Here is a 15,865-nt window from a genome sequence, read left to right as displayed (position 1 = left end):
CGTTTCCCCATAAGCTCTTCCTCCGGTTTCTCCTCTCCCTTTGCCTGTTTGTTTTCATTGGAAACAAAAGGCGCCTGCAGGGCTTTTCCCTGCAGGCTTTTTTTATATACCAATCTTATAATCGTATTCTTTCGCTTTATCCTGTTTCGCATTCTCGAAATCGGTACGGACGAAGGGACGGTAAGATAACGCCGTCTTAGAGACGAATGGCAGTTTATTCAACGCTGCTTCCTTCTCTTCGGCCTCCTCCAGGTTCACATATATCATCGCATATTTAAGCTTTTTGGATACGAAAACCAAGTGTCCATGCCGCTTCAGCTGCTTAATATTTTTCATATGCTGGAACCATACGACGATTCCTTGCCGTTTTGTCAACATAATTGATGTTCCTCGCTTTACAGCTTTTTTCTTAGTGTAGCAAAGCCTGCCCCCTTGGAGCAACACAAAAAAACCGGCAAGCCTAAGCTTACCGGAATATTGTCAGGAAGCACACCCGCAGGCGCCGCCGCTTCCACAGCCGCAGCCAGAGTCTTTTAAAGCTGCACCAGATCGCGGGGCTTTGACATTCTTGCTCACAGTTGAAGCAAGTTTGGAACTAATATCATCAAGCAGTTTTTGCAGATTACGCTCTGCTATTTTAAATGCCGCAACGTTGGCATCCATATCCATCTCACGCTTCTTGCTGCGGATTTCCTTCATGATGAAGCTGTAATCAGGGTGGTATCTGCCGAATCGCTGCACTTCCTCATACTGTTCCTTAATAGCCGTGAATGCGTCGATTTTAGCTTTCGTCTCACTATTCTGGTAGAGTGCGGATTGCGCGGAGCTATATGCCGCCATCACTTCCGACTCACGTATCATCATTCCCAATTGCTCGGACTTCTCCAGGAGCTCGACGAATTCCATAGTTGCAAACATAGAACCACCTCCCCTATTATCATACCAAATAATAGGGAAATGAAAAGTGTTTAATCCCGCATTGCTCTTGCCATCTGAATCAGCATGTTCACCATACTCAGCTGATCGCCAAATTTTCCAATGCGCTGCGGGACAGTTTTACCGTAAAAATAATTCGCTTGTTTTTCCAAATCTGCGAATGAACTTGGGTCACGTGCTAGTGTACGGTACCATACCGGGTGAAGTCTGACAAAACGGAGCAGTTCTTCCCGGTGCTGCAGCCGTTGATAAATTTCCTGTCGCATCAGCCTACCTCCTTTTTAGTCCCTATGGAAAAATGTTGGAGTCTTCTTCTTTGAAGGCAGCTGTTGTTTGACACCTTGATATTGTCCGATCAATTGCTTGATATTCTCAAGCGCTCCATTCAAATGATGGATATGTCCTTGCAGTTTTTGCAAATCTAACTGATTAGCCATTCCCATCACCTTGTTGAACATTTCTTTCCCTGTTTCTTCTGATTCCTTTTCAGCATGCTCTGCATCTGTTTCTGCTTTTGGTTCTGTTTCTGCCTTTGCATTCTGTCCATCTTTATATGCCTGCCAGCTCGGATCCTCTTCGCCCATCAGTACCCACTTTTCATAGTATGGCTGCCATCCGGCGCGTTTCTGCCTAACCTCTTGAATTAGCTTGGGGTGCTGCTCTACGAACTGTCTGAATGCCTGAATAGATGGATGCAAATTCGAATCTGACATTACATTCATCTCCTAACCAGATAAATACCCTCTCTGACCAATGTATGAAAGCATTGGGGAAATGACACAAAAAAAACGGGATTCCACAATGGAAATCCCGTTATTGTAAAAGAAAATTCTGCGTATAGTAATAACGATAAACGCCTACCCCAAGCTCTTCATAAGATGGTTCAAGCATTGTCTTGCGATGTCCTTCACTGTTCAGCCATCCAATCATTGCTGCTGGGGCATCTGTATAGCCAGCGGCGATATTCTCACCTGCACTTTGGAATTTGACCTGACCATCAGCAAGCCGATCTCCGAGCTCCTCACCACTTGGCGTCACATGAGAGAAATACTGCTGCTTCTGCATATCTTCACTATGACCAAGCGCAACAGCTGCTACTTGGTCATTCCATTTCAATGGCGGGACGTCAAAATTCGCACGCATCACATTGGTTATATCAATGATTTGCTGTTCCATTCCGCCCTGCACCTGCTGCCATTCTTCGTCTGAGAGCTGCGGCTGCTCAGGCAGCTGGCCTGTATATGTTACGTCATAAGGCCGTTCCATGACGAGCTGTTCATCTGTCAGCACCCGCACTCCTGTCAGTTCATCTTCAAACGTATCGAAATAGAACTGAGCAAATAAACCATCACCAATCTGGACAAGCGGCTGTATTTGCTGATCCTTATCCTTCAGCTTGAATGTATAGCGATTGCTATCATAACGGAAGGACACCTCGTCTTGCAGAGGATAATCCTGTTCGACTTCCTCGCGACTTTCTCCAAGCTTCGCCTTTGCAAGGGATGCCTCACCGACAGCAAAGGCAGTGATGACACGTCCATCTTTTACACCATACTGTGCATATGCATCACCTTTATCATATATATACCACTCGTATCCATAAGAAGACTCATCGATCCGATCTGGTTCACCTTGATCTTCTTCTAATGTTTCAGGTGCTTGATTGATCCAACGTTCTATATCACCATTCGGTTTCTGGGCAGCTTCCGCCTTCGGTGTTTGCTCAGTATCTCCTGACGCACCCGACTTTGTATCCTGGGCAGGAGCCAGATAATCATCCTTGTTCCAAAAGAACAGCACACCTGCTCCCACAACGAGTAACAATAATACAATTCGTAAGCTTTTCATGCATCCTGCCCCCTTTCCATAAGTTGCACCTATTATAATACAAAATCCATTTAGGAGATAGTCGACTCCTTCGACAAGCTTCACATACCATCTGCTGGAAGCAGCTGCCCATACGTCCTGAACTGAATCAATCCTCCTACTTGGCCAAGCTTTTTGAAGCCGCATCTTGTCAGGACTTCTTGCTTTTCTTCCTCCTCCGGCCTACAAAAAGCATGTATTGTTTCGATACCATGCTTCAGCAGCCAATCACAAATGCTGACGATCGCTTCGTCTTCATATCTTTTCCCTTGCATCTCCTCACGTATTTCAAAATATAACTCAGCTTGAGCTGCATCATGAGAAGGCTGTTTAATAAAAATGTCCCCGACCATTTCCTTTTTATATTTTGTATGTAGGATCCACGGTCCAAAACCGAAACTCGTCTGTCCAGTAGCGAATTCCTCCAAATATAGAGGCAGCTCTGCTTTCAGCGCATTTGTAGGCCAATCAGTAACGTAGGAAATTTCCTGTTCATAAAAGAAGGTAAGCGGGAATCGAACGAGCTGCTTCCCCATATCCAGTGTTATAGCTTTCATCGTTAAACGCGGTGTTTCCATATCCATTTACTTTCCCTCTCTCCGATGCACATTTATGGTTCTTATTCCCGATACTTCCTACTATATAAACGCAAAAAAGACACAGGGATATAACTAACGAACAATACACCTTAACACCGCTTCGGCAGAATACTCCGCTTTCTCCTAGCACGGCCTCAGCCTTCTCGCGAAAAAGCACCATTGCGGGGTCTTCGAACTCGTGCTGTTCCCGTTGGAGTCTCCGTATTCTGCCTGCGCTAGTTAATTAAACACAAAAAAACCGAACCTACGAGAATCTTTGCTAAAGAATTCACGTTATAGTTCGGATTTTGTATTGCTAAAACACTTAAGTCTCAGCTTTTTTTAATTAGAAAATCGCAGGCGTTGTGAAAACGACCAGAGCGATAAAGAATATCATTAAATAATTCAGGCTGTACACGAACATCCAGGTAGCCCATTTCAGATCATCTTTCATAAAGAACCCAGCTATACCGATTGCAAGCCAGCCGATATTCAGCACACTAGCGATGATAACAAATACTGTTCCCAGAGTAGTTAAATAAAACGGAAGCGGAAGCAAACATGCTGTATAAACAACGATTTGGCGCTTCGTAATTCCAAAGCCGTATACAGAAGGCAGCATTGGAATGTTCGCAGCTTTGTAATCCTCTGCTTTTTTCATAGCCAGTGCTAAGAAATGCGGTGTCTGCCAGATGAACATGATAGCGAAAACGATCCAAGCCTCTGTGCTCAAACCGCCATCGATAGCAGCGTATCCGATTAGAGGAGGAACTGCTCCGGAGAAGCTTCCAATTGCTGTATTGATTGTGTAACGACGTTTAGACCACATCGTATAAAGTACGACATAAGCAAACCAGCCGAATATACCAATCGCTGCTGCTTGCCACGTTGTCAGGAATAAAAACCCGACGCCGAGGACAGTAAATCCTATACCCATTGTCAGTACGACAGAGAGCGGAATCGTGCCTGTAACTGTCGGACGTTTTTTCGTCCGCTTCATTACATGGTCGATATCACGATCGTAATAGTTATTGATCACACATCCGCCAGCTATGACCAATCCGCTTCCGAGCATCATGTAAATGAACGTCGGGATATGGTCGACGAATTGTTGGTTCGTCATATAGAGCGCGAGCCAGAAACCGCCGAAAGCAGTCAATAGATTTGAATTTATAATACCAGTTTTTATAAGCGCCTTAAAGTCTGTCCACAGACTAGTAGTAGAATCGGCCTGTTCAGCACCGTTCAATACTTGTGAAGAAGTTGTTTCGATCTTTTCCACACCAGCACATCCTTTCTGCTTGGTTAAACATAATTCTTGTATTCTATCACACTTTTAACATTGTAACACGTCCAGCTGCATCAAATAAAACCGTTTTTGACAATTTGCCGAACTAATACCTTATCATATCAGCCATTCCTTATTCATGCGTTTGTACAGGTCATAAAATTGACAAGAAATATGTCCTTCTTTAAATAGATTTCATGTTACGATAAGCTTAATGTTTTTTTGTCATAGTTATAAGTTTGTATATAAGAGGTGTTTATTCGTGAAATTATTGAAAACCTTATCTGTGATCAGCACCATAGGTATGCTGTTCATCCTGCTTGGCGGCGCCCTTGTTACCAAGACAGGCTCAGCAGATGGCTGCGGACAAAGCTGGCCGTTATGTGAAGGGGCATTAACCAATATCACGCCTGAGCTTATCATAGAAGTTGCCCACCGATTTGTTTCTTCCACAATGGGGATCGTCATTCTATTGCTGGCAATCCTCGCTTGGCGCAAGATCGGTCATATTCGAGAAGTTAAATTTCTATCCATCATGGCAGTAGCCTTTCTTGTCATACAAGCATTGATTGGGGCAGCAGCTGTTGTTTGGCAGCAGTCTGACACTGTATTGGCACTTCATTTTGGTATCTCGCTTATCTCATTTGCTTCTGTTCTTCTGCTGACGCTAATCGTCTTTGAAGTGGACAAGAAGTTCGATGCCCGCGCACTTGTCATCCGGAAAGGGATGCGAATTCAATTTTATCTTCATACAATTTTCATCTATTTGGTCGTATATACCGGAGCGCTTGTACGTCACATGAATGCAAGCCTTGTATGCGGAGATTTCCCACTATGCTCCAACGCTGATCCTAGTCTCTTTGGATTGAGTACGGCACAAATGGTACAAATGCTCCACCGTGGTGCTGCAATGCTTGCACTGGTCTGGTCCTTCATTATCATGATTCAAGTGATTCGTCGTTACAAAGACCACGCAGTGATGTCCAAAGGCTGGATCATCAGCTTTTGTCTTTTAGCATCACAAGCAGTAGTCGGTGCGCTTGTTGTCTTTACAGCAATGAATTTATTCGTAGCACTGATGCATTCCTTGATTATCAGCGTTTACTTTGGAATCATGACATACTATATCATGCTATCCTTCCGAAGTGCAAAATACGAAAAAGAACAATAAAAAAGGGTCCGCTGCTGTTATAGCACGGACCTCTTTTTTTATTCAAATTCTACTAGCAGATCCCCAACCTGAATCGGTTCTCCATCTTTCACATAAACGTCTTTGATTTTCCCATCAAATGGCGCTTGTACTGTTGTTTCCATCTTCATCGCTTCTGTAATAAGAAGCTGCTGTCCTTTTTGTACATGCTCCCCACCAGTAACGAGTGATCTGATAACTGTTCCAGGCATTGTCGCACCAATATGCTTTTTATTTTGTTTATCAGCTTTTGGTGTCGTCTTAACTGTTGCCTGTACCTGTTCATCTCGAACCAGTACTTCACGAGGCTGTCCATTAAATTCGAAGTAGATCGTCCGCATTGCATCAGACCCTGCTTCGCCAATTGCGACAAGCTTTACGATCAAGGTCTTTCCTGGTTCGATTTCCACTTCGATTTCTTCATCCAGCTTCATACCGTAGAAGAAAGTTGGTGTTGTCAGTACAGACAAGTCACCATAAGCTTCTTTGAAAGCTGCGTACGTTTCAAACACTTTCGGATACAAGGAGTAAGCAGTAACATCCTGTTCTGTAATGTCAGCTTCCACTTTTTCATCCAATTCACTTCGCAGCTCATCAAAATCAACAGGCGGCAGCAGTTTGCCCGGTCGTTCGGTGATTACCTCCCGATCCTTTACAATGACCTTCTGTAGTTCTTTCGGGAAGCCGCCATAAGGCTGACCAAGATAGCCTTGAGCGAATTCGATAACAGAATCCGGAAAGTCAAGTGCTGCACCTCTCTCGATGACACTTGTTTCATCCAAGTCGTTTTGAACCATGAATAATGCCATATCACCTACAACCTTGGAGGAAGGTGTAACCTTGATAACATCTCCGAAAAGATCGTTTACTCTCCTGTACATGACCTTCACTTCATCCCAGCGATCACCTAGTCCAACCGCATTAGCCTGCTGCAGCAAGTTGCTGTATTGTCCGCCTGGCATTTCATGCAGATATACTTCAGCATGCGGAGCCTTCATACCGCTCTCGAAATCACTGTAGCGAGTGCGGACATCTTCCCAATATGATCCCAGTTCATCATAATTTTCAACATTAATGGACGGCCTGCGCTCCATCCCCTGCATCGCGTGATAGAAGGAGCTTGCGCTCGGCTGAGAAGTAAGACCAGCCATAGAGCCTGCAGCAACGTCGACAACATCAACACCAGCTTCCACAGCCTTCACATATGTCAAAACTCCGTTACCGCTCGTATCATGCGTATGCAAATGAATCGGTAGTGATACGGTATCCTTCAAAGCACTGACAAGGTCATATGCCGCCTGCGGTTTGAGCAATCCTGCCATGTCTTTTATTCCGATAATATTAGCACCTGCTGCTTCAAGCTCTTTCGCCATCTTCGTATAATAAGCCAGATCATATTTCGTCCGGCTCGGATCCAGGATATCCCCGCTGTAACAAAGCGCAGCTTCTGCCACTTTATTTTGGTTGCGGACAGCCTCAATAGCTGGCTTCATGTTTTCAATCCAGTTCAAGCTATCGAAGATACGGTACACATCAATGCCGGCTTCGGCACTTTCTTTGACGAATTTCTCAACGACGTTATCCGGATAGTTTTTGTACCCGACAGCGTTGCTTGCACGAAGCAGCATCTGGAACAGCACGTTCGGCATTTTTTCACGCAGCTTAGCCAAGCGCTCCCACGGATCTTCCTTCAGGAAACGATAAGCCACGTCGAAGGTAGCACCGCCCCACATCTCAACAGAAAATAGGTTCGGCAATAGTTTGGCAGTTGGCTCAGCTATTGTTAATAGATCCTTCGTTCTTACACGGGTAGCAAGCAGTGATTGGTGAGCATCTCGGAAAGTTGTATCCGTCAGCAAGACTTCTTCCTGCTCTTTCAGCCAGTCAGCAAGCCCTTCCGGACCATGCGCATCCAGAATCTGTTTTGTTCCGTTCTGGTAATCGAGCCCTTTTGCAAGCTTCGGAACTCTCGGATTCGGAAAATCAGGTTTTTCGACTTTTCCGCCGCCATCAAATCCATTGACAGTTGTATAGCCGATATACTGGAGCATCTTCGTTCCTCTGTCCTGACGTTTCGGAAAGACGAACAGTTCCGGAGTTTCATCGATAAAGCCAGTCGTATAATCAGCAGACAAAAACTTGTCATGCAGGATGACGTTTTCCAGGAATGGAATGTTTGTCTTGATGCCTCGAATACGGAACTCGCGAAGGTTTCTTTCCATTTTGTATGCAGCTTGTTTGTAATCCGCCGCCCACGTCGATACTTTGACGAGCAGGGAATCATAGTAAGAGCTAATGACGGAGCCTTGGAAAGCATTACCGCCATCCAGTCGAACACCGAAGCCTCCACCGGAACGATAAGCCATAATCTTACCAGTATCCGGCATGAAGTTATTAAGCGGATCCTCTGTCGTTACACGTGCCTGTATTGCATAACCGTTTGTCTTAATCTCAGACTGCGCTGGAATATGAAGACGTTCGTCTGAAAGGCTGTATCCTTGAGCCAGCAAAAGCTGTGTCTGAACGATATCTACACCTGTTACCAGTTCCGTAATGGTATGTTCTACTTGGACACGGGGATTAACCTCGATGAAATAGAATTCGTTATCTGAAACAAGAAATTCAACTGTTCCTGCGTTGAGATAGGAAACATTTTTCATCAATTTAACTGCTGCATCACAAATAGCAATCCGAAGTGATTCCGGCAGACCAACACTTGGAGCTACCTCAATCACTTTTTGATGCCTTCTCTGTATGGAGCAATCACGTTCGTATAAATGTATAACATTGCCGGCACTATCCCCAAGGATCTGTACCTCGATATGTTTTGGATTTTCAATAAGCTTCTCCACATACACTTCATCACTGCCGAAAGCTGCTTTAGCCTCTGATTTTGCTCGCTCGTAAGCTTCGGCCAGCTCTTCTGCTGAACGCACGACACGCATACCACGTCCGCCGCCGCCCAAAGAAGCTTTGATAATGATTGGGTAGTTGTGGGTATCAGCGAAAGCTCTAACATCGTCCAGCGTTTGGACAGGCCCGTCAGTACCAGGGATTACTGGTATTTCAGCAAGTAAAGCCTGCTGTCTCGCTTTTACTTTATCTCCAAACATGTCAAGTTGTTCGCTGCGCGGGCCGATGAAGATGATCCCTTCCTCTTCACAGCGTCTGGCAAAATGGATATTCTCAGAAAGGAAACCATATCCTGGATGAATAGCATCCGCACCCGAAGTTTTTGCAATTTCTAGAATATTTTCGATATCAAGATATGCATCAATCGGCTTTTTCCCCTCGCCGACCAGATATGCCTCATCCGCCTTGAAGCGGTGACTTGAGGATTTGTCCTCTTTCGAATAAATTGCAACCGTATGTATTCCAAGCTCGACACAAGCCCGGAATACACGTATCGCAATTTCCCCTCTATTTGCTACTAGAACTTTGTTGATTCCCCTTAGTTCGTCCATCGTTCTCCTCCTCTAGTCTTTTCCCTGGTTTGTGTAGTAGTACTAGTGGTGCGGATCCTCTGTCGATTGGAGGGACGTCTTCCCCGCTTGTCTTGCGTAAAGGTGCTTTCTGACACAATCAGCTCTTGCGAACGTACATGCTTGGCGATATTATTCAGAATACCCATGGAGGCGAATAGAATCATCAAGGATGTACCGCCGTAACTGACAAATGGCAGTGTAACACCTGTGATTGGCAATAGACCGGTGATTGCGCCCAGATTGATGAAGGTCTGGATCCCCACCATCGACGAAATGCCTATTGCCAATAACGAACCGAAACTGTCGCGGCATTGTCTGGCGATATAGAATCCGCGCAGCACAATGATTGCGAGCATTGCCAGTACAGCAGCAACTCCGATAAACCCGAGCTCTTCCGCTATGACGGCCATGATAAAGTCTGTATGCGGCTCTGGCAGATAGCCTAGCTTTTGGATGCCTTGTCCCAGCCCGTCCCCGAAAATCCCGCCTGTACCGATAGCAAGATAGGATTGTACAAGCTGGAAGCCTCCGTCTTGAACGTTCTCGTCACTGAATGGCTGATAAGCTCCAGTGAAACGTGAAATACGTTCTTCGTTGACCATGTGCGGCAATACAGCGAGTATAAGTCCGACACCTGCTGCAATCAATAGACTCAAGTGCCTTAAACGAATACCGGCACTGATTATGATCGAGCAGGATATCAGGAATACGATAGAAGCGGAACCAACATCCGGCTGGATCACGATCAAGCCAAGAATGAGGCCTAATGCAATAAGAGGCGGCAATACGCCTTTTGAAAAACTGTCCAGGTATTTCTGTTTTTTGGCATAGACTGCAGAAAGATAAATAATCATAGCTACTTTAGCCAATTCGGCTGGCTGCAGACTGAAAAATCCAAGATCGAACCATGAGCGAGATCCATTTGCTTTTTCCGTAAATAAGACGAGAATCAGCAGGACGACAACTACCAGCAAGATCGGCTTAATCCATTTCTGGAACTTCTGGTATGGAACAAAACAGAAAAACGCATAGATTGGAACAGCTAAAGTAATCCACATCAACGATCTGACAAAAAAGAACGTTGGTGAAGCATCGTATTTGACTACTGCCACTGTATAGCTTGCACTGTAAATCATCACTGCTCCGAAAACGGTCAGCAGCAGTGGGGTGAATAGCAAAGTAAAATCGAAATTACGCAATCTTTTTTTCATTTTAAAGCTCCCATAGTATGTATTTTACGATCGTTACAAACCGCCAGATTCATAGAATAATAAAAAAACCCCGCCGAATAAAAGGGCAATGGGGTTTCATCTTTCGTATGGGATGCCCGTACAAGCAATTGCAGGCGGCCGTAAGCATTAAGGACGCATAGACCGCTGCGCTGCCTCATGCAGCACATTCAATTGCCTTTCCAAGTTTTCAAGAAGCTCTTTTCCATCTTCTTCTTTTACGAGATTCAATCGAATTGCAAAATCTATCTCACGTGACAAACCAAACATTTGAGTATCGAGTACTTCTTCATAAAGCGGACATTGAGGCATGGTCAAATTGTCCATCTGTACTTTGATTAGTTTAAGTATTTTATCAGCATCCGCCAAAAGAAGGGCATATGCTTTCTCTTGATTACTAACGGTGATCTCAGATATCAATATTATCCCTCCGTTAAACAGACTTCTTCTATACAATTCTAGCGGTAGTCCTGCTAAATTGCAAGACACGTCCAGCTAATATTTTTGTCGAATCGTTGTCAATTGTCACATTCTTTATGTTAAGCTGTATCTATAGATACTACTGGAAAAGGAAGTGTCACTATATGGTAATCACCCTGACAGGCAAAGTGGATTTTCCACTAACACTTGATCCATCCGTCTGGATTTTTGATGATCGCAAAATCCTTTTTGAAAACGCTTTTAAAGAGGTCGAGTCAGTTCCCGCTTCGGAAGAAAAACACTGGGATCGTTCTGTTTATCAGCAAAAAATGAAGCCGCCTATCAATAAGAGCCTTACTAAGGCCGAAAGAAAGCTGGCACTTGAAAACAGTTATGTTATGCCTATCTCCGATTTCCTCAACACGGCCAGTATACAAGCAGATGCCACGCATGCGGTATTTCTGACAGACACTGGTGAAGAAATTGTACCATTGGACGAGCTTAAGGAAAGTATGTTTCTGTTCGCAGTAGATGGACGCAGCATTAAAGAAACCGGACCTGCCCACTGTTACCTGCCCAGCAGAAAAGAAGATCCAATTAAAGCCATCCGTCAAATAAAGATCTGCTGAGTTCCTGTTTATAATCTACCGGAAGCGGATATGACTGATAGAGACTTTTTGAAAGATACACACAATAGCATCCCGTATGGTAAACTGGAAAAGTATTATACTCTCCTGAGGTGATAGCATGCGTGTAAAATGTGTACTTTGCGATAAAGTCGAAGAAATAGATGAAGGCAGTCCGCATGCAAAGAAACTGCGGAATCGGCGCAATACCATGCATATATGCAGCGATTGCTCAGACCGTATCTCATTGCGGACGAAGGAACGAAAAGCGACCGGGAACTTCAATTTATACCGGGAAAAGAAGACAGATGAACCTTTAATTTAATAAATGAGGTGAGACGATGTCAAAGGGATTAGCTTTGCTGACTGCAATAATGGTTATTGCTTGCTTCGTAGCAGCAGGCGTGACGATCAGCTATCAAAACTATGGTTTAATGACAGTTGCGATAATCGCCGGTTTCTTCATTATGGGTGCTGGTATCTTCGCAAAAAGAAAAGGACAGTAAAAAAGACGGGTTAGCCCGTCTTTTTTATTTCAATTCGATATAATCCTTGATCAATTCCCCGTGGATGCTGCCATTGGCTGCGACTACTGTTGTCTTATTCAGAAAATCGACGGGCTCCCCTGTTGCATCGGTCAGTTTTCCTCCTACTTCTTGCAGGATTACAAATCCGCCAGCATAATCCCAGGGCTGCAGACTGAAGGTTAAGTAAGCATCTGTAATCCCCTCAGCCAGAAAAGCCAGCTCCAATGCCGCTGATCCATAAGCCCGCGTCCCCATTGCACGATAGACGAGCTGCTGCAGCTTTTCTTCATTCACACGGCGATTGGGACAGAGCCAGAAATGATTGAGCTCTATGATCGATTGATCGAGCGTCTTTTCAGGAAGATTTGGCAACTGAAAATCATCCTTGAAGGCTCCTTCGCCGCGCTTTGCATGATAGAGTGTATCCTCCATCACATTGTAAATGATTCCTATTTCCGCAACACCATCATGTATAATGCCTATTGATATGGCGAAGTTAGATTTCTGATGGACAAAATTCATCGTTCCGTCAATCGGATCGATTATCCAGACTGTGCCTTTCGTCTCAGAAACAGCTTCTCCAATACCTTCCTCCCCTAACACTTTATGTGATGGGTAGTTCTCGCGTATTTTTTCCAAAAAGAAAGATTCCACTGCTTTATCCATCTTTGTTACAAGATCTTTCGGGCTTGACTTTGTCATGATCTCCAATGGTTCATCCATTTTCTCTTTGATAAGCTGTCCCGCTTCCAACACCCACTGTTGTGCTTGCTTATGCAATGTATGCTTCATTGATTGCTCCATCATGTGGCCCCCATTCTTTCCACTAGCTTATCACAAATAATTCACGATTCGAACCGATTCAATTGCTCGCTAAGTACACGAAGCTTCGCCTTTGCTTCCTTCACTGCTTTGTCATCTTCCTCCTGCATGGCATCATGTAAAGTAACTAGATAATAATCGATTTCAAGACGTATAGCAGGCACCTTCTCTTGAGCTTCCCTTTTTCGTAACGCCTCCATTACATCACGCATCTTCATCTCCTCCTATCTATTTATACCATCCTATCAAGTTGTTTCTTTTTACCACTGCAGTGCGGTTTGTAAACCTTTCCTTGCTTGCATTTTACCTATTGGACGGGTATGATGAAGGAAGATTTCTGCAAGGAGTGACATTAATGACAGCATTATTCACAAAAGAAGATTTCGATGTTTTTACAATAGATGGTTTAGATGAAAGAATGGAAGTGCTTCGCAGCCGCCTCTCTCCAAAATTGGAGATGATCGCGACAGAACTAGCTCCATTCGCAGAACAAGTGACAGACCATGATATGTATGTCCATGTAGCTAAGCATGCACGACGCACGAAGAACGCACCAAACGACACATGGTCCGCTCTTGCATCTAGCAAACGCGGATATAAAAAGCTGCCTCATTTTCAAATAGGGTTGTGGGGTACACATGTTTTTGTTCAGTTTGCCCTTATTTATGAAAGCCCGTTAAAGGAAACACTCGGTCAGAAAATGACAGAAGCAAAAAAGCAGATTATCGAATCCATTCCTTCTCATTACGTCTGGTCAATGGATCATATGAAACCCGATGCTTCTCCTATTTCCGAAGAGCTATACGACAAAATCGCAGATCGACTGCAGCATGTCAAAAAAGCAGAACTAGTATGCGGGATTCATTTGCAGCCCGATGACCCTGCGCTTGCTTCTAAGGAAGCTTTCCTTAAGGTATGTCAGGATGTCCTAAAACATACAGCTATCCTATACGAACAGGCGGCTTACGAGCCCGTATAACAAAAATCCCTTCCTGTATGAGGAAGGGATTGTTTACATATTTATTTTTGCCCTCGGTGGAGCAGCCTTAGCTTTCTGGACTGCTCTATAGCTGGAATAACCAGAATCCTTTTGAAACTTAGCGTCCAGCTGTTTTTCTTCTGATTTTGAAGGTACAACTTTCTTGAAACGTTCATACGCGAGCAGCAGATCTTCCCGTACGCTTCCATCTTCATATGTACGCTCCACTAATGAGAAGAAATTCACTACGTCAATGATTTCCTCTTTCGTCCATGTTTCATCAATTGGATAGCTGTAATTCATTCTATCCCTCCTTTTCCCTGGATAATAGTGTAACACGAAAATAACTTTCCATGCGACGCTAGTAATCGTGTCGCAGTTTTGCTATAATTCTTTTGTTTTTAACTTGTAAAGAGGTGTCAGCTAAGATGTTTTCACAAGATCAAGCACCACTGTTCGATGGTGTGCGCAAGCATGCAGCGAACAAACCGTTACAGTTCCATATACCAGGACATAAAACCGGCAAAGGAATGGATAAAGAATTCTCGGAATTTATAGGTGAGAATGCTCTTTCCATCGATTTGATAAATATAGAACCTCTGGACGATTTACATCACCCTCATGGGATGATCCAAGAAGCACAACAGCTTGCTGCTAAAGCTTTCGGAGCGGACTATACGTTCTTTTCGGTCCAGGGAACAAGCACTCCGATCATGGCAATGGTAATGAGTGTATGTAAACCTGGAGATAAGATCATCGTCCCACGGAACGTCCATAAATCCGTGACCAGCGCGCTCATCTTCTCTGGAGCGATACCTGTCTTCGTACATCCTCAAGTGGATGATAAGCTAGGTATATCGCACGGTATCACTCCCGAAGCCGTAGAAAAAGCATTGGAAGCGAATCCGGATGCAAAAGCTGTTCTCGTCATCAATCCGACCTACTTTGGTGTTGCTGCCGATTTAGCACGTATCGTAGAGATTTCCCACAGTTATGAAATCCCTGTTCTAGTTGACGAAGCACATGGTGTTCACATTCACTTTCACGATGAAATGCCTGTATCAGCCATGGCTGCAGGAGCAGACCTTGCTGCAACCAGTGTCCATAAACTGGGAGGTTCACTGACGCAAAGCTCCATTTTGAATCTGCGTGAGGGTTTGGTACGTCATGAACAGGTTCAAACGGTCCTTTCCATGCTTACTTCGACGAGTACTTCTTATATACTTCTTGCATCTTTGGATGCAGCACGCCGCCAGCTTGCCACCAAGGGTCAAGAGATGAACGAACATGCCATCCGGCTGGCAAATGATGCTCGGCAAAGCATCAACGCCATAGAAGGCCTATATTGTGCTGGTGAGGAAATTCTTGGGTCAGAGGCTGCTTTTGCCATGGATCCTACCAAACTGCTTGTGTCTGTAAAACAGCTCGGTATATCCGGCAGCGAAGCAGAACGGTGGCTGCGAAAAGAAAAAAATATCGAGGTTGAACTATCCGACTTGTATAACTTGCTGTTTTTGGTAACACCGGCTGATACAGTTGTGGAAATTCAGCAGCTTATAGATGCATTGACAGATTTGGCAGATCTTCGTCAAGCACAGATTTCTGCAGTCGAAATTGAGGTATCTATACCAGAAATACCTGTCTTATCCTTAAGTCCCCGCGATGCTTTTTATGCAGATATAGAAGCAATTCCGCTTGCAGAAGCAGAAGGCCGGATCAGTGCTGAATCCATCATGGTCTATCCGCCAGGAATCCCGATTTTCATTCCAGGTGAAATCATCAGTATCGATAATATCAGCTATATAAAAAGAAATCTGGAAGCCGGCCTGCCGGTACAAGGTTTGATGGATGAATCGATTGAATATATCCGCGTTATTAAAGAACACCATGCTTTCCAATAAAAAACTCCCCGTATGGGGA

At 44.4% G+C, this 15,865-nt stretch carries 19 protein-coding genes; 6 read left to right on the top strand and 13 right to left on the bottom strand.

Annotation, left to right across the window (positions count from 1 at the left end):
• Nucleotides 1-102: 102 nt before the first annotated feature.
• The 7 genes from ABXS78_RS06990 to cyoE all read right to left on the bottom strand — a co-directional run bounded on the left by ABXS78_RS06990 (nucleotide 103) and on the right by cyoE (nucleotide 4,662).
• A complete protein-coding gene (locus ABXS78_RS06990; protein WP_095223004.1) occupies nucleotides 103-378 on the bottom strand; it encodes a DUF2129 domain-containing protein in 276 nt (91 codons plus the stop codon).
• Between the two features lie 102 nt (nucleotides 379-480).
• Nucleotides 481-918, bottom strand: a complete 438-nt coding sequence (locus tag ABXS78_RS06985; protein ID WP_095223003.1) for a YlbF family regulator — start codon at nucleotides 916-918, stop codon at nucleotides 481-483.
• Nucleotides 919-968: 50 nt separating this feature from the next.
• Complete coding sequence (locus tag ABXS78_RS06980) at nucleotides 969-1,202, bottom strand: YlbE-like family protein (RefSeq protein WP_095223002.1); 234 nt, start codon at nucleotides 1,200-1,202, stop codon at nucleotides 969-971.
• Between the two features lie 15 nt (nucleotides 1,203-1,217).
• Nucleotides 1,218-1,649, bottom strand: coding sequence for a spore coat protein YlbD (ylbD, locus tag ABXS78_RS06975; RefSeq protein WP_366249485.1), 432 nt, complete (start codon nucleotides 1,647-1,649; stop codon nucleotides 1,218-1,220).
• A 100-nt stretch (nucleotides 1,650-1,749) separates the two neighbouring features.
• A complete protein-coding gene (locus ABXS78_RS06970) occupies nucleotides 1,750-2,784 on the bottom strand; it encodes a CAP domain-containing protein (protein WP_366249484.1) in 1,035 nt (344 codons plus the stop codon).
• An 80-nt stretch (nucleotides 2,785-2,864) separates the two neighbouring features.
• On the bottom strand, nucleotides 2,865-3,386 hold the full coding sequence (locus ABXS78_RS06965) for a GNAT family N-acetyltransferase (RefSeq protein WP_366249483.1): 522 nt from the start codon (nucleotides 3,384-3,386) through the stop codon (nucleotides 2,865-2,867).
• 340 nt (nucleotides 3,387-3,726) lie between these two features.
• Nucleotides 3,727-4,662: a heme o synthase gene (cyoE, locus tag ABXS78_RS06960; protein WP_366249482.1), complete on the bottom strand. Its 936-nt coding sequence runs from the start codon at nucleotides 4,660-4,662 to the stop codon at nucleotides 3,727-3,729.
• A gap of 268 nt (nucleotides 4,663-4,930) precedes the next feature.
• Here cyoE and ABXS78_RS06955 point away from each other — a divergent pair, with 268 nt between their 5' ends.
• On the top strand, nucleotides 4,931-5,839 hold the full coding sequence (locus ABXS78_RS06955; RefSeq protein WP_366249481.1) for a heme A synthase: 909 nt from the start codon (nucleotides 4,931-4,933) through the stop codon (nucleotides 5,837-5,839).
• A 38-nt stretch (nucleotides 5,840-5,877) separates the two neighbouring features.
• Here ABXS78_RS06955 and pyc read toward each other — a convergent pair whose 3' ends face one another.
• From pyc to ABXS78_RS06940, 3 genes are all read right to left on the bottom strand, one after another.
• Nucleotides 5,878-9,321: a pyruvate carboxylase gene (gene pyc / locus ABXS78_RS06950; RefSeq protein WP_366249480.1), complete on the bottom strand. Its 3,444-nt coding sequence runs from the start codon at nucleotides 9,319-9,321 to the stop codon at nucleotides 5,878-5,880.
• On the bottom strand, nucleotides 9,309-10,553 hold the full coding sequence (ftsW, locus tag ABXS78_RS06945) for a putative lipid II flippase FtsW (RefSeq protein ID WP_095222996.1): 1,245 nt from the start codon (nucleotides 10,551-10,553) through the stop codon (nucleotides 9,309-9,311). The genes pyc and ftsW overlap by 13 nt, the downstream gene beginning before the upstream one ends.
• 147 nt (nucleotides 10,554-10,700) lie before the next feature.
• Nucleotides 10,701-10,991: a YlaN family protein gene (locus ABXS78_RS06940; RefSeq protein ID WP_038559874.1), complete on the bottom strand. Its 291-nt coding sequence runs from the start codon at nucleotides 10,989-10,991 to the stop codon at nucleotides 10,701-10,703.
• A 164-nt stretch (nucleotides 10,992-11,155) separates the two neighbouring features.
• Here ABXS78_RS06940 and ABXS78_RS06935 point away from each other — a divergent pair, with 164 nt between their 5' ends.
• From ABXS78_RS06935 to ABXS78_RS06925, 3 genes are all read left to right on the top strand, one after another.
• Nucleotides 11,156-11,620: a hypothetical protein gene (locus tag ABXS78_RS06935; protein WP_366249479.1), complete on the top strand. Its 465-nt coding sequence runs from the start codon at nucleotides 11,156-11,158 to the stop codon at nucleotides 11,618-11,620.
• 118 nt (nucleotides 11,621-11,738) lie between these two features.
• Entirely contained in the window at nucleotides 11,739-11,942 is a 204-nt protein-coding gene (locus ABXS78_RS06930) for a YlaI family protein (protein ID WP_095222994.1), read from the top strand.
• A gap of 16 nt (nucleotides 11,943-11,958) precedes the next feature.
• Nucleotides 11,959-12,123 (top strand): DUF5325 family protein, encoded by a 165-nt coding sequence (locus ABXS78_RS06925; RefSeq protein WP_176465729.1) that lies wholly within the window; start codon nucleotides 11,959-11,961, stop codon nucleotides 12,121-12,123.
• 24 nt (nucleotides 12,124-12,147) lie between these two features.
• Here the strand turns inward: ABXS78_RS06925 and ABXS78_RS06920 are convergent, their stop codons facing one another.
• Nucleotides 12,148-12,951: an inositol monophosphatase family protein gene (locus tag ABXS78_RS06920; RefSeq protein ID WP_366249478.1), complete on the bottom strand. Its 804-nt coding sequence runs from the start codon at nucleotides 12,949-12,951 to the stop codon at nucleotides 12,148-12,150.
• Nucleotides 12,952-12,989: 38 nt separating this feature from the next.
• A complete protein-coding gene (locus ABXS78_RS06915; RefSeq protein ID WP_176465728.1) occupies nucleotides 12,990-13,178 on the bottom strand; it encodes a hypothetical protein in 189 nt (62 codons plus the stop codon).
• 143 nt (nucleotides 13,179-13,321) lie between these two features.
• On the opposite strand from ABXS78_RS06915, the gene ABXS78_RS06910 reads away from it, so the two are divergent.
• On the top strand, nucleotides 13,322-13,945 hold the full coding sequence (locus tag ABXS78_RS06910) for a DUF1054 domain-containing protein (protein ID WP_366249477.1): 624 nt from the start codon (nucleotides 13,322-13,324) through the stop codon (nucleotides 13,943-13,945).
• Nucleotides 13,946-13,978: 33 nt separating this feature from the next.
• On the opposite strand, the gene ABXS78_RS06905 is transcribed toward ABXS78_RS06910, so the two are convergent.
• Nucleotides 13,979-14,248, bottom strand: a complete 270-nt coding sequence (locus tag ABXS78_RS06905; protein ID WP_366249476.1) for a UPF0223 family protein — start codon at nucleotides 14,246-14,248, stop codon at nucleotides 13,979-13,981.
• Between the two features lie 125 nt (nucleotides 14,249-14,373).
• Here ABXS78_RS06905 and ABXS78_RS06900 point away from each other — a divergent pair, with 125 nt between their 5' ends.
• The gene (locus ABXS78_RS06900; protein ID WP_366249475.1) at nucleotides 14,374-15,846 is read left to right on the top strand and encodes an aminotransferase class I/II-fold pyridoxal phosphate-dependent enzyme; all 1,473 of its coding nucleotides are present in this window, start codon (nucleotides 14,374-14,376) and stop codon (nucleotides 15,844-15,846) included.
• Nucleotides 15,847-15,865 lie beyond the last annotated feature (19 nt).

The sequence above is a fragment of the Terribacillus aidingensis genome (genome assembly GCF_040703035.1).
Classification (GTDB): Bacteria; Bacillota; Bacilli; order Bacillales; family Amphibacillaceae; genus Terribacillus.
Note: the sequence above shows the minus strand (reverse complement) of the source record. Positions and strands in the feature narration are given on the sequence as shown.

Coding starts and splice junctions, on each gene's coding strand:
- ABXS78_RS06990 (WP_095223004.1), bottom strand. CDS start 378: ATGTTGACAAAACGGCAAGGAATCGTCGTATGGTTCCAGCATATGAAA.
- ABXS78_RS06985 (WP_095223003.1), bottom strand. CDS start 918: ATGTTTGCAACTATGGAATTCGTCGAGCTCCTGGAGAAGTCCGAGCAA.
- ABXS78_RS06980 (WP_095223002.1), bottom strand. CDS start 1,202: ATGCGACAGGAAATTTATCAACGGCTGCAGCACCGGGAAGAACTGCTC.
- ylbD (WP_366249485.1), bottom strand. CDS start 1,649: ATGTCAGATTCGAATTTGCATCCATCTATTCAGGCATTCAGACAGTTC.
- ABXS78_RS06970 (WP_366249484.1), bottom strand. CDS start 2,784: ATGAAAAGCTTACGAATTGTATTATTGTTACTCGTTGTGGGAGCAGGT.
- ABXS78_RS06965 (WP_366249483.1), bottom strand. CDS start 3,386: ATGGATATGGAAACACCGCGTTTAACGATGAAAGCTATAACACTGGAT.
- pyc (WP_366249480.1), bottom strand. CDS start 9,321: ATGGACGAACTAAGGGGAATCAACAAAGTTCTAGTAGCAAATAGAGGG.
- ftsW (WP_095222996.1), bottom strand. CDS start 10,553: ATGAAAAAAAGATTGCGTAATTTCGATTTTACTTTGCTATTCACCCCA.
- ABXS78_RS06935 (WP_366249479.1), top strand. CDS start 11,156: ATGGTAATCACCCTGACAGGCAAAGTGGATTTTCCACTAACACTTGAT.
- ABXS78_RS06930 (WP_095222994.1), top strand. CDS start 11,739: ATGCGTGTAAAATGTGTACTTTGCGATAAAGTCGAAGAAATAGATGAA.
- ABXS78_RS06925 (WP_176465729.1), top strand. CDS start 11,959: ATGTCAAAGGGATTAGCTTTGCTGACTGCAATAATGGTTATTGCTTGC.
- ABXS78_RS06920 (WP_366249478.1), bottom strand. CDS start 12,951: ATGATGGAGCAATCAATGAAGCATACATTGCATAAGCAAGCACAACAG.
- ABXS78_RS06915 (WP_176465728.1), bottom strand. CDS start 13,178: ATGCGTGATGTAATGGAGGCGTTACGAAAAAGGGAAGCTCAAGAGAAG.
- ABXS78_RS06910 (WP_366249477.1), top strand. CDS start 13,322: ATGACAGCATTATTCACAAAAGAAGATTTCGATGTTTTTACAATAGAT.
- ABXS78_RS06905 (WP_366249476.1), bottom strand. CDS start 14,248: ATGAATTACAGCTATCCAATTGATGAAACATGGACGAAAGAGGAAATC.
- ABXS78_RS06900 (WP_366249475.1), top strand. CDS start 14,374: ATGTTTTCACAAGATCAAGCACCACTGTTCGATGGTGTGCGCAAGCAT.